Source organism: Paenibacillus sp. FSL F4-0243 (genome assembly GCF_037963295.1).
Classification (GTDB): Bacteria; Bacillota; Bacilli; order Paenibacillales; family Paenibacillaceae; genus Paenibacillus_AQ.
Window position 1 is genome coordinate 5,972,317 of sequence record NZ_CP150151.1, and the last position, 14,418, is coordinate 5,986,734.

Annotated in this window: 8 protein-coding genes; 1 reads left to right on the forward strand and 7 read right to left on the reverse strand. The window is 42.5% G+C overall.

Annotation, left to right across the window (positions count from 1 at the left end):
- Window positions 1–111 precede the first annotated feature (111 nt).
- Window positions 112–996 (forward strand): carbohydrate ABC transporter permease, encoded by an 885-nt coding sequence (locus NSS87_RS26440; protein ID WP_339243467.1) that lies wholly within the window; start codon window positions 112–114, stop codon window positions 994–996.
- A 68-nt stretch (window positions 997–1,064) separates the two neighbouring features.
- On the opposite strand, the gene NSS87_RS26445 is transcribed toward NSS87_RS26440, so the two are convergent.
- The 7 genes from NSS87_RS26445 to ascB all read right to left on the reverse strand — a co-directional run bounded on the left by NSS87_RS26445 (window position 1,065) and on the right by ascB (window position 14,333).
- Window positions 1,065–3,308, reverse strand: a complete 2,244-nt coding sequence (locus NSS87_RS26445; RefSeq protein WP_339243468.1) for an AraC family transcriptional regulator — start codon at window positions 3,306–3,308, stop codon at window positions 1,065–1,067.
- 233 nt (window positions 3,309–3,541) lie between these two features.
- Window positions 3,542–6,199: a copper amine oxidase N-terminal domain-containing protein gene (locus NSS87_RS26450; protein ID WP_339243469.1), complete on the reverse strand. Its 2,658-nt coding sequence runs from the start codon at window positions 6,197–6,199 to the stop codon at window positions 3,542–3,544.
- 229 nt (window positions 6,200–6,428) lie between these two features.
- Window positions 6,429–8,486, reverse strand: a complete 2,058-nt coding sequence (locus NSS87_RS26455; protein ID WP_339243470.1) for an iron ABC transporter permease — start codon at window positions 8,484–8,486, stop codon at window positions 6,429–6,431.
- Window positions 8,487–8,494: 8 nt separating this feature from the next.
- Window positions 8,495–9,517: an iron-siderophore ABC transporter substrate-binding protein gene (locus tag NSS87_RS26460; RefSeq protein ID WP_339243471.1), complete on the reverse strand. Its 1,023-nt coding sequence runs from the start codon at window positions 9,515–9,517 to the stop codon at window positions 8,495–8,497.
- 205 nt (window positions 9,518–9,722) lie between these two features.
- Window positions 9,723–10,562, reverse strand: a complete 840-nt coding sequence (locus NSS87_RS26465) for a PRD domain-containing protein (RefSeq protein WP_042191726.1) — start codon at window positions 10,560–10,562, stop codon at window positions 9,723–9,725.
- A 278-nt stretch (window positions 10,563–10,840) separates the two neighbouring features.
- The gene (locus tag NSS87_RS26470) at window positions 10,841–12,712 is read right to left on the reverse strand and encodes a beta-glucoside-specific PTS transporter subunit IIABC (RefSeq protein WP_339243472.1); all 1,872 of its coding nucleotides are present in this window, start codon (window positions 12,710–12,712) and stop codon (window positions 10,841–10,843) included.
- Window positions 12,713–12,920: 208 nt separating this feature from the next.
- The gene (gene ascB / locus NSS87_RS26475; protein ID WP_042191730.1) at window positions 12,921–14,333 is read right to left on the reverse strand and encodes a 6-phospho-beta-glucosidase; all 1,413 of its coding nucleotides are present in this window, start codon (window positions 14,331–14,333) and stop codon (window positions 12,921–12,923) included.
- Window positions 14,334–14,418: the final 85 nt, after the last annotated feature.

Below are 14,418 nucleotides of genomic sequence, written 5' to 3' on the forward strand. Positions count from 1 at the left end.
GCATTTCTGTACGGTTTTCATGCCCAGAACAAAGCCCAAGCTAATGATTATATACGGAATAACAGACCCCTGATAAAGTTTCATTGAAACGATTACAAGGAGGATAACTGCATGTCGCAACCATCTTTTAAAAAAGTAACTTTGGGCAGCCGGCTGTTTACAATTGTTAATACCACACTACTTTCGCTCATTGCCCTCATCTGTCTTTTACCCTTTGTCAATGTGTTTGCCAGCTCTTTTGCTTCAACACAGGAAGTGGTAGAGAAAAGGTTTATCCTGTTCCCGACAACCTTCTCTCTCGATGCTTACCGTTATATACTGTCAACGCCCACGATCTTTAAAGGGTTAGGTGTATCCATCGGTGTAACCTTAGTAGGTACTGTTGTAAGTATGATTCTTACTGCTTTAATGGCCTACGGGTTATCTAGAAAGTATCTATATGGAAGAGATTTTATCAATTTTGTAGTCGTGTTCTCCATGCTTTTCAGCGGGGGGATGATTCCCACTTTTCTCGTGGTCAAATATTTCGGACTCATCGACTCCTACTGGTCCATGATTATGCCGGTTGCGATCAACGCCTTTAACCTGATCATTATGCGCAACTTCTTTCAGGCGCTGCCGGAAGGACTCGAGGAATCCGCTAAGATTGACGGATCCAATGATTTCGGTGTACTGTTCAAAATTATGCTCCCACTTGCGCTGCCCTCTATCGCGACGCTCTCTCTATTCTACGGGGTAGCTTACTGGAACACTTATATGAGCGCTGTTTTATATATGACAGATTCCACAAAATGGCCGATTCAGGTGCTGCTGCGTCAGATCGTAATCGTCTCCAGTGGGATGCAGGGCGATAATACTTCGGTCGATATTCTCCCCCCTGCTCAAACCATCAAAATGGCGGTTATCGTTGTCGCTACCGTTCCAATGCTGATCGCCTATCCTTTTGTACAGAAGCATTTCACAAAAGGTGCCTTGCTCGGTTCTGTTAAAGGCTAAACTTTCAAAAGACGCTAAACAGCCAGCTCCCGTTATCTCGGAGCTGGCTGTTTTTACGATTTAATTAATTACTTGTCCTGTTTCAGGGTGCGATACGCGCCAGGGGTTACGTGCTCTTTTTTACGAAAGGATCGGATAAAGTTCTGAGGATTATGGTATTGTAACCGTTCGGCGATCTCTTTAATGGTCATATCGGTCTCCACCAGCCACTTTTTGGCCATTTCCAGACGATAATTCATCACATACTCGCTAAACGTCATGCCGAATTCTTTTTTAAAAATACTGCTTAAATAGTTAGGACTGTAATGAAGACGATCACCGATTAATTCCAGGGACAGATCCTGATCGAACTCCGAACGGACTATCACTGCAATTTTATCAGACAAGAGACGGAACTGACGGTCGGTCTTCTCCTTTACGTTTGTGACCATCGGATGAATAACTTCCTTCACGAGGATACGTTCAATTTCTTCCGGGTTACGGATATCTAATAATCGGTGGTACAACGTATAATTATCCTCTGTTAACAGCACCTCAACACCTAGCAGCTGCTCCAGCTGTATCAGATTGTTCACGAAACGAATTAATGTGACTTCGAAATTAAGAGGATTCTTACTATGCTTCATCATTTCACCCAGCAGCGGATATAGAGAACGGGAGACTTGTTCTTCATCCCCAATCCGAATCGCATCAAATAACTGTGACTCTAACTCAGACGGATAATAGAGTAGAACAGGGCCTGAGATCACTCTCGATATGTCCTCATAGAAGATGATAGACTCTTTGCCCAGATTTAAACGATGGTGCAACGCCTGCTTACTCATCTCACAAGCTTCTTTGCTTAGTAATAAATCATCGTAAAAATTGCTGATTCCGACGCTCACAGATAGTTTCAAGACCTCTCTAGCTGTTCGAATAATCGTCTTAGCATATTCTAATACTTGTCTCCTATTCTCCTGTTCATTCGTTCCCTCAAAGATCAGAATGGTCGCTTGCGTGCGGTCGTTTAACAGAATGGGGATCATCCGATTCTCCTGCGGAATCCTTTCTTCCACCAGCTTGTTAACCGCAACAAGTAAAAGATCCTTATCAATCGCCTGACGTTCGCCATAGTTATCCAGTTGAATCAATAAGGTGGCGTACACAGAATCCTCTGACAGCTTATGACCGAAGCGCTGCATCCCCTGTTTAAGCTCCTCTGGTGATATCCGGTTGCGGAATAAATTCAGAATAAACTGGGTTTCCAGCTGAGGCATTTCAGATTCAATCAGACCCTCAAGACTTTCCTTCTCCGATAAAATCGTATCGATAGAGCTGATAATCCAGTCCACCTCATTTTTCGGCTCCAGCTCAGAGTTGACTGGCAAAATACGCTGAATCTGCCGGAAGGGCTTGGTGAAATACAATGAGATCACGTAAGCGATGATTACGATCAACAGTGTGATCAGTAGTACCATCATTACAATCCCGTATCTTGTTGTCTTTAAGGCGTCGGAGATTTCACGTTGATCCAACAAGGTTACATAAACCCAATTATTGTAGGGAGATTTAGAGTAAATCGCCTTCATCGATTGATGGTCGGCCCTCTCCAGAGCAATCGATCCATTAGGCCCTCCGCTGCCAGCAACATAGGTGATATGTCCCAATTGCCTACTTGTTAGCAAGGATTTCCCCGTCTCGGACTCATATAAGAGCTCCCCCTCCCGGTTAAGGATATACACTGGGGTATTTCCTTCCGTTTCAAGCGTGTTATGTAAGGTTTGAAGTGAGATATCAGATAAGGCAATCGCTTGTTTGGTTTGTGAGAAGACTGGCAAGGTATTTACAAACCGGATGCCTTTATCCGTCTTAATCCAGAATAATCCCCGGCTTCGATTGTCGATATAGCTCTCATAGAGTGTATTGCGCTCTTCTTCAGATAAATGGGAGAGCTTCCCATTAGAAATTTGCCAATTCTGCTCCAGACTAATTAAAGAATAATCTACGAAATCCATTCCCATCGTAGCAATGTAATTAAGCTGAGAGTTAATATCCCGGTACGCCTCAAAATCCCGCTCCGTAATTGGATTCTGAACGACTTCCCTAAAAGAACTAGTCGTACTGTAAGTATTAAAAGCGTATTCGATCGTTTGAATTTTCTGTTCTAAGGTATTTCTAATTTGCGTAATTAAGCTCTGCTTCCCGTCTGCCACTCTTTCAATCACTGAATTTATAGTCGTTAGATAAATATAGCTGCCGAAGCTGATGACTAAGCCAATGCCCAGCACCAGAATAGGTACAAAAATCTTATAGAATATTCTGCCTCTTTTCATCGGTAGACTCCTTAAGGTTGTAATTATTTTCAATTATAGCGCTTTCATTAGGTCAAACCAAATGTTTTTAATGCGATTATTGGTAACATATGTATTTCAGAGGATAATGTAACAATGAAACAGGTAAACATCGCTTCATCAAGCCCTCTTGAAACTCAAGGAAATTATGTACATAAAAGAAAAGCCTGACCATGAATGGCCAGGCTAAAATCTCGTCCTTCACGCTGTGGAGGTTATATTTCAAATTCTTCTGTAGAATTTGAAAGACCACCATTCTGTACACCACTATTATTGGCTACAGCAAGAACATACACCTTATATTTGACACCTTTAACAATTGAATCTCCGTTTACATCCCTTGTCGCAGTGAATATGGAAGGATTCGTCCCGTTAGGGGTTACAGACGTATAATACGAAGATCTCACCTCAATAGCATCCGCAGAACCAAACCCTTGTTTGGAAGGAACCACCAATACTCGATATTCAGAAATATTGGACTCATTGGCTGATTTGACGAAGCTAATCAGGATTCTGCCATTGTCCTCTTTATACGTTACATTGGTTACAGAGATCACTGGGCTCTTAGTCGTAGACAACGTAATGACCGATGACTCCCAGGATAATGCATTGGGACCGGCATAATTTCCACTACCAATAGATAGCACATATACTTTATAGCTGGTTCCATCTTTAATCAAATTGCCTCGTACGTCTCTGGCTGAGGATTCTAATACTTGACTGGTACTGTTGCCTGATGTACTTACCGAAGTATAGTTAGAACTGGATACATTATTCGCTTCGGATAGGCTAAAGCTGCTGTAATAGGACGTAGGCACCACCATAATTCGGTATTGGCTAATGTACGTTTCATCTGTGGCATGGCTAAACGACACCTTTAAATCCCGGCCATCGCCATAGTCATTTACATCGCTGACACTCAAGTTTGTAACGGCTTTTATGCTAGAATCATTCAACAACGTAATGACCGATGAAGCGGATGAGAGTACATTCGAATCCCAATAAATCCCGCTTCCGATGGATAACACATATACTCTATAGCTAGTTCCATTCTTTATCGAAGCTCCGAGAACGTCTCTAGTTGACGAATTCAATACTTGACTGGTAGAAGACCCAGATGTACTCACCGATGTATAGTTGCTACTTGATACATTATTCGCTTCAGCTAAACTAAAGCTACTATAATAGGATGTGGGTACTACCATAATCCGATACTGGCTAATATAGGTTTCGTCCGTCGGATGAGTGAAGGACACTCTCAAATCTCGGCCATCACCATAGTCGTTAACGTCACTGACACTCAAGTTTGAGACGATACTCACACTAGAATCATTCAACAACGTAATGACCGATGAAGGTGACGAAAGCACATTGCCAGTATTACTGCTTCCAATAGATAAAATATATACTTTATAGTTTACTCCATTCTTTATCAAAGCTCCACGTACATCTCTGGTTGATGAAGTCAATACTTGATTGGTTGTAGTACCTGTTGTACTCACTGCTGTATAGTAGGCACTGGATATATTATTGGCTTCAGCTAAACTAAAGCTACTGTAATATGACGTCGGAACTACCAGGATACGATACTGGCTAATATAGGTTTCGTCCGTCGCATGAGTAAATGATACCCTCAAATCTCGGCCATCATTATAGTTGTTAACGTCGCTAACACTTAAGTTAGAAACCCCTATGTTGGACAGCGTAATTGCAGATGAAACAGAAGATAATACATTATTTGCTGCATTACTGCTATCAATTGCCATGACAAACACTCTGTAGCTCACGCCAGTTTTAACAAGAGCTCCGTCCACATCTCTGGCTCCTGAAGATAAAATTTGCGTGATATTATTACCTGTCTTGCTGACTAACGTGTAATTAGCACTGGTCACATTATTTGCTGTAGCTAAATTAAAATTCGAATAATTAGTAGCTTTGACAACAAATATCCGATAAGAACTTACCTTCGACTCATCTGACAGCTTATTGAAGCTTACCGATAAATCTCTTCCATCCCCATAATCGCTTATATCATTTACTTGTACATTATTTATTGCCGCTACAGTCTTATTCACTAGAGTCATAGTGGAGGATCCACTAGAAAGTGCACTGGCATTACTTCCTTTGCCAACCGTCAAGACATAAGCCACATACGCTTGATTACTCTTAATTGAATCACCATCAACAGTCCTCGAAGCAGAAGTCAATTGAATCGAAGGATTAGTACCTGTTGGTAATACCGTAGAATAATTGTAAGAGGTTATCGTTTGTGCGGACGACAAGTTGAGAATATTCCCTGATTTCACAATCAAAACACGGTAATGATCCACTAGTGACTCATTTGCCGCTCGAGTGAAACTAACCTGAAGATCACGACCATCACCGAAATCACTCACATCCTGCGCTACTACGTTGGATACTGGGCCTGCATTTCCAACGTTAGAGGCTGAAGTTGTTATAGTTACAACTTGCGTCTTGGGGTTCCATCCTACTTCATGGCCCAGTGCTTCACTGACGAACCTTGTTGGGACCATCGTTCTCCCCTTCAGATTCAAACCAGGCACGTCTAGCGTTACAGCCTTATTGTTAATGGTGGCGGTCTTTGAGCCAATCTTTAACATAATCGTTGTATCATCTTTAGTTGCAGTTACAGTTTGTGCTTTTTGATTCCACTTGATGGTGGCATTAAAGGCTTCAAAAATAGCCCGCAACGGCACCATCGTCCGTCCATTCACCATCACCGGTGCTTGATCTGTAGACAATCGAACCCCATCAATAATAATACTGATCGGAGTAGCAGCCTTTACAGAGGATTGAAACATCATCGGAAAGACTACTAAAACTACTAAAATTGAAATCCATAACTTCTTCACAGATCCACCCTCCTGGAATGACGAATACATTTTTTACCTACTCATCTGACGCTTCTAAGTATATAAAAGTTTCATGATTTATAGGTTACAAAAAAATAATCTAAACTTCAATCAAACCTTGATAAAAGAAGAGCTAAGCACCCGGAGAAAAAAAAGGAGAGAGAGTGGTATTACCACTCTCTCTCCTTACGTTTATCGAATCATCATATTCTGTAGCGTCCCAAGGGTATTACACTTTTCTAGCCTGAGATCGGTACATCAAGAACAAGAAATACGGAGCTCCGATCAACATTATTATAAGACCCGATGGAATTTCTTTCGGCGCCATAATGGTTCTTCCCAGCGTATCCGCAATCACGAGCATCAATCCGCCAAGTAATCCTGACAAAACAATAGATCGTCTTGTGTGATGCCCAATCATCATCCGTACCGCATGCGGCGCCATAAGTCCGAGGAACCCAATGGTTCCTACACTTGCAACGGCTCCCGCTGCAAGCATCACACCGATAATCATCGCCCAAAGTCGAGTTCCGCGAACGGGCAGACCCAAACCTGTTGAACTCTCATCTCCAAATGCTAATAAATCGAATCTGCGTCCTAAATAATAAGCCAATGGAACAAGTACAATCAAAAAGATAAACAAGCTATTAAATTGATTCCAGCTTCGTCCGTAAGTCGAACCCGTTAACCAAATTAAGGAGCTGCTGCTCCATAAACTCCCCTTGACGATCATAACCTGTATTCCCGCAGAGGCAATGGCTGATACAGCTATTCCAAGCAGAATAAGGACAGATGGATTCAAGGCTCTACGCCATGCCATAACAAACACAAAGGCTGCAGCTAGAGCACCACCCGTAATTGCTGCAATGGGGACCGCTATTACCGTCAGTGCCGGAAAAGCGATCATCACAGTTAGCGCCCCCAATCCAGCACCCGAGGTCACACCAATAATGGAGGCGTCAGCCAGCGGATTTCGGACAGCGCTTTGAATCAAGACACCGCTAATGGCAAGCGCGATACCGCCTCCAGCCGCAACGAGTGTACGCGGAAGCCGTAAATTCAGCAGGACGGAATAAGATCCATCTCCGCTGTGGATAAGACTGCTCAGTAGCTCACTAATCGGTATTCTCGTTCCCCCAAGTGACAAACTCACAAGGATAACCGCAACGAGCAGTACGGTCATGGTTATCACCGCCGGAACAAAGCGCATCCGAAGCGCAGTTCCACCTATATTCATAGATGACTGACCTGAGCCTGAACCCGATATATTTTTCATCTTGGTGAGCACCAGCCATATGAGCCAAGGCGCTCCAATAATCGCCATAACCGCCCCAACTGGCATCTCACCTACACTGCTACGAACCATACGCGCAAGCGTATCCGCTGCCGTAATGAGCAGTGCTCCCCACAGCGCACTTGCAGGAATGAGCAGGTGGTGCTTTCGAATACCGCTAAGCCGAACCAGATGAGGAGCCACCAGACCCACAAATCCGATCGGACCGACCACGCTGACCACGACCGCAGCCAACAATACAGATAAACCTAGACCTAACCCCCGTGCCAATCCAACACGTTGCCCGAGTGAACGAGCAGTGGACTCATCAAGCTCCAACGCGTCAAACTGCCTACCTGCGAGCATAGCTGCTATTAGCAATGGAATAACAAAAGGCCAGGCATACTTAACACCGTCCCAATCTAGCTGAATCAGTGAGCCGGAGCCCCATAAAAATAGGTTTTGCGTTTCGTTCTTGTTGAAAATATGTAGGGCCGATGTAAACGCGCCGAGAACCATAGACACGATCATACCTGACAAAGCTAATCGGACAGGTGTGGCCCCCTTACCACCACTCAACAAATAGGCAGCCAGTGCAGCAAGCAGCCCCCCTGCTACTGCAAGCAAAAATGGGAATTCATGCTGCAAAGCTGGAAAAGTAACCATACCTAGGACAACCATAAAATAAGCTCCAGCATTAATCCCCAATGTATCTGAGGAAGCAAGCGGATTCTTCGTTATCGTTTGCAATAATGCTCCAGCCGCAGCTAGAGCGGCCCCAGCCAGTAGGCCAATCACCGTACGCGGCATACGGATATCCCATAGCAGATTATGTTCCATCACATCCTGGCGATTTAGCAATCCCTTCAATACCGTAGCTGCAGGAATTTTGGCTTCCCCGAAGCCTAGGCTTAGAATGGACAGAACAAAGAGGACGGCAAGGCCGCCCCCAAATATTCCAATGATTCGCCAAGTCATTCCGCTTGAGGCTTCTTTGCTGCTCTTCCCGTTCATAAAAGCACTCATTTCGTTAATGTATTTATAACTTCATCCACGATAACTTTAGAGGATATCGGACCGCCGAATACCCAAGTAGTACTGCTCAATCCGAAGGTACGATTTTCTTTCACAAAGTTAAGGCCGTTCCACACGGAATTATCCTTCAGCTCTTTCGTGAAAATATTATCATCCTTCTGGACGATATACATCAGGTTAGTATCCTGAACAGCCGGCAATGCTTCAACCGTTGATGTAGTGAATCCGTAAGCTTCGAATTTTTCGGGTTTCCAGTCGTTCTTCAAACCAATCCGTTCCAATGTTTGTACAGCAAGTGAGTTATCTGTAAAAAGACGCAATGTTGCCGCATTCTGATAGCTGTAAGCTTGCGTCAGCACGTAATTCAAGCCTTCTTTACCTGCTTCAGCCAGCTTTGCCTTCGCTTCCGCATAATGTGCATCCAGGTCAGCAAGAACCTTGTCGCCTTCCGCGGTTTTACCTACAGCCGCTGCAATCGTTTTGAAAGTATCTTCCATCAACGTATACTGATTGCCTTGTCCTTCTTCCGGATACAGACCGAAAATCAGTGTTGGAGCGATGCCTTTTAATTGATCATAAATTCCTTCGTGTCCACCCGTATTCGCAATAATCAAATCTGGTTTTAATGAAGCAATGGTCTCTAGATCGGGCTCGTCGCGTGAACCAACATCCGTTACGCTTGCATCAAGTGGTACTTCAGAAGTTACATATAACTTGTAGTTTTCGTTATCGGCGTTCCCCACCGGCTGCATTCCGAGCGCAATAATATCTTCCGTAAATGTCCACTCCAGAACTACAACCTTTTGCGCAGGTTTATCCAACTTAACCTCGCCTTTAGAATCTTTTAATACGATCGGACCGCTTGTAGATTCACTACTTGCATTTTCAGAAGCTGGTTTGTCATTTGCTCCCGCGTTTGATGTTGAATTATTCTTTTGGTTAGTACCACAGCCTGATACTACCAATACGATAGCAATAACCATAAATAAACTAATCAACCTTTTGTGCATTCTCTTTATCCCCCTGTATGTACCGCTCGAAGTTATATTCTATGATAATTGTTATCATTCTATTGATAATGATTATCATAGAGAACATAATAGTTATCTTATACGTGATTCCACTGAAAGTCAAAGTTAAAATTTTATATAGCTGAACTTTTTTCTAAAAAAAATCCTAATAAATCAAGGGCTTCCTTGATCATTAGGATGTTTGCTACTCCATTTTTTGGTTTGTAATTCTTTCAATGTGTATGGTGAGATACAACATTTCATCATTTGTTAATTCACGATTGTATGTTTTATCAATATAGATTTTTATTTTCTCAACGCTGGCGAAAGCTTCTTTGTATTGCTCCTTCACTAAATTAAATAAGCCATTCTCATTATCCGGAGGTGGAGTGCCGTTGATGAGACGTTGGGCAAAAAATTTCAAGTGAGTGATAAACCGATAATAAGCGAGGGACTCCTCATCATACTCTAGTCTAAAATGATGCTTCACTATATTTAAGATGTCATTCATAATCTTCGTAATATTGACCATATTCGGCATCTCTTCATTCAGTTCAGCATTCACCAGATGGAGAGCAATATGTCCAGCCTCATCCTCGGGAAGCATAATGCCAAACTTTGAATGAATAATTTGAAGTGCAGCTTTCCCAACCTCATATTCTTCCTTATAGAACTTTTTGATCTCCCATAGCATGGCGTTTTTAATCTTCATCCCTTTTGAGAATCGCTCTAACGCAAAGCTGATATGATCGGTCAGACTGATGTAGATACTATCATCCAGCATTTTACCTAGTTGCAGCTTGGCGAAATTGATGATCTCTTCTGAAAGCTCCATATGCTCTATTGGAATCTCAGAAAGCAGTGTTTTTAGCTTATCTGAAAGCTTTTGATTGCTTAAAGTGAAGATCTTTTCAATTTTGTCTTCTTCTAGATAGTCCCCTTGTTTTTTCTTAAAGGCAAGTCCTCTTCCCATGACTACCAGTTCAAAATTAAGATCATCTATGACAGTAACAACATTGTTGTTTAACACTTTTTCGATCCGCATACGGCAACCCCTTGTACCAGAAATTAAAAAAGGCAAAACCAAAAGTAACCATTAACAAATGGCTAAACTTCGGGTTTTGCCTGCACGACCAGTAACAATCCACAATTATTAATTTATAAAAATCATACCATGGACTTATTTAATCGACAAGCATCTAACAATCCTTTCCATTATGCGCAGCTAGCTATATTTTTATTATGTTTTTCATAAAAAATCGACCTCTCAGCATCCATACTAAGAGATCGATTTCGTTTTAATTCTTATGACCTACCACTAAATCAAACTAATACCGTCAACAAATCTTCGCCCGGTGTGATCGCTGCTTTTTTAGTGCCAATGACGTCACTATAGTTAGCTGTATTGGTGATAATGATCGGCGTTGTGCTTTGATAGCCTTCATTTTTTATTTGTTCGAGATCAAATTCAATCAGTAGGTCACCCTGCTTAACCGTTGCTCCTTCTTCCACTTTCACATCAAAGTATTTCCCTTTTAACTTCACAGTTTCTATACCGATATGGATTAGAACTTCAACGCCATCATCCGATACGACTGCAATACAATGACCTGTTCTAAAAATGGTGGATACAACCCCGCTTACTGGGGAGTACAGCTTACCTTCTGAAGGTTCAATTGCCATCCCCTTACCCATTGCTTCAGAAGCAAATGCAGCATCATCTACGGAGGACAAAGGGATTACGTTACCGGCAAGAGGGCTTACAACAGTTGTACTTTTCACAGCGTGTGGGAGAATATTCTCGCTCTTTTCAGTATTCATATTCGTCTTTTCTTCTACACCATTCGATGTTTCTTCCACAGCATTCGCTTTCTTTTTGTCTTCAAAACCAAAGAACATCGTAATCACCGTAGCCAATATAATCGTCCCAAGAGCTATGATCGCTTGAATAGCCAAAGGTGAGAATGCAGGAAGACTTAATACGCTCACAAATGCGAATACTTCCATTTTTACACCAGCAAGACCTGACATCGCTCCACCTAGACCACCGGCAATAGATACATAAATAAAAGTCCGTTTGTAACGTGTCAACAATCCGTAAATAATAGGTTCAGTTACGCCTGAGAGCGCGCCAGGTAAAAAGGTACTTCCGGCCAATGTTTTCAACTTTTTGTCTTTTGTTTTCAAGAAAATCCCTAAGGCTACACCAAGTTGGGCGAAAATAGCCATACCTGCCATTGCATAGATCGGATCTCCACCCTTAGCAATGTTTTCAAGAATAATCGGAACGAGTCCCCAGTGCAAACCGAGCACGGTCAGGTACGTCCAGGAAATCCCCACAATTGCACCCGTAATAATACCACTCTTACTACTGAGGAACACAATAGCGTCTCCGATTAAGTTCCCTACATTTACTCCAAACGGTCCGAAAACCAAAATGGTCAAAGGAACAATCAACATCAAACATAACATAGGTACCAAGAACAATTGTAAATCCTTGTGTATAAATTTTCTTAGTTGCTTATCTAATAAAGCATATATACAGATGGCGATGAAAATCGGAAAAACGCTCGATGAATAATCCGACATTACTAAAGGAATACCTAGAAAATGTGGAGATTCAACACTGGCTAATCCCGTAATATTAGGTTCGAGTAAAGCCGCACCGATAGCGCCCCCTACATAAGCATTTACACCAAGTCTAATCGATAACGTAATGCCTAGGAAAATTGGCAGAAAGTAAAACACAGCATTACTAGCGCCGGCTAATACTTTGTAAGTCTCTCCATCTGCCGCTAAAACATTTAACGAAGTCAGTACAGTTAATAGCGCTTTCAACATACCCGCACCCGCTAAGGCACCAATTAAAGGCGAGAAGCTTCTAGAAATCACATCAAAAATCAAGGTTCCTATAGGTTTCTTAACCGTATTATCGCCAGAATTACTATTAGGAGATATGGATTTGCTTATCTCTTTATAAACATCAGCAACATGAGTACCCACAATGACTTGGAATTGTCCCCCTTTGCTAACTGCACCAATAATCCCTTCCATTTTATCCAGCTTTTCTTTATCAACTTTCTGTTCATCATTAAGCGTGAATCTTAGTCGAGTAGCACAGTGAATTACGTTGTTAATATTTTTCTCTCCACCGACAGATTGAATGATGTCTTTACCCAGCTGTTCATAACTCATTATCCTACACCCCTTTGGTAACAGATATATTAATCAATCGAGAAGGAATGAACGCAAAAAAACCTAAATCACATTCATGCACGAGAGAGAAATCTCCCGTAAACATAAATGAAACTTAGGTTTTGCCTGCTATGCAGTAGCAATCCTGATATCCGATTAATTGTTACTTACAAATTAACATGTTCAATTCATGATGTCAACCGGCATACTAGAACAGGTTCTGCCCGTTGGATTCAATCACTTCTTTGTACCAGTGGAAGGACTTTTTCCGGAATCTCTCAAGAGTGCCCGAGCCATCGTCATGACGGTCCACATAAATGAAGCCATAACGTTTCTTTAGTTCGGCGCTCGTTGCGCTAACCAAGTCGATGCAGCCCCAGCTTGTATAGCCCATGACTTCCACTCCATCGGCAATAGCCTCCGCGACCTGAACCAGATGATCTCGTAAATAATTGATCCGATAGTCGTCGTTTATTACCTTTTCGCCGTTCCCATCTAATACCAGCTGATCGACAGCGCCAAGACCATTTTCCACGATAAACAGCGGTTTCTGATATCGGTCGTAGAACATATTCATAACATAACGCAAGCCTTGCGGGTCGATCTGCCAGCCCCATTCGCTCGCTTCCAGATACGGATTAGGCACCCCACCCAGCAGGTTCCCTTCTCCTCTGATCTGTTTCTCTGGATCAGCCGTTTCACAAGTGCTCATATAGTAACTGAACGATATGAAATCCACCGTATGCTTCAGAATCTCTTCGTCCCCTGGCTCAAAATGAATGTGAATCCCATTTTCTTTGAAGAACCGCTTCATATAGCCGGGGTAATACCCTCTAGCATGAACATCCGCAAAGAACATATTTTTATGATCACTTTGCATCGCCTTGATCAAATCGTCCGGATGCGGAGTGAGCGGATAAATCGGCATGCTAAGCACCATACACCCGATTTGGAAGTCTGGATTAATCTCATGTCCGATCTTCACAGCCAGAGCACTTGCTACGAACTCATGATGAATAGCTTGATACAGATCCTGCTTACTCAATTTCTCTAACGGCGTATTGATCCCTCCACTCATAAATGGGAACTCAAGAATGGAGTTAATCTCGTTAAAGGTCAGCCAATATTTAACCTTGTTCTTGTAACGATTATATATCGTTCTCACATAGCGCTCATAAAAATCCACCATCTTACGGTTAACCCATCCATCATATTCTCTTGCCAAATGCAGCGGAGTTTCATAATGGGAGATAGTCACCAGTGGCTCGATGCCGTATTTATGACACTCATCGAATAGGTCGTCGTAAAACTGCAGACCTTTTTCATTGGGCTCCAGCTCGTCCCCTTTCGGAAAAATCCGGGACCAGGCAATAGACGTCCGAAACACTTTAAAGCCCATTTCCGCGAACAGCTTAATATCTTCTTTATATCGGTGATAGAAATCGATTCCCACCAGCTTCATATTATCGTCGGTAGGAACCTCTGTAGGCGCAGACTTAATCCCCTTCGGCATAACATCTTGGGTGGACCATCCTTTACCATCCTCCTGATACGCCCCTTCAAGCTGATTGGCTGCTACAGCACCGCCCCATAAGAATCCTTTTGGAAATTGCAATTCCATATTTTTTCCCGCCTTTGCTATTGTGATAGTATAGGATTACTGCTCTAATTCGAATCCTAAACCTTGGAACGCGTTACATGTCAAG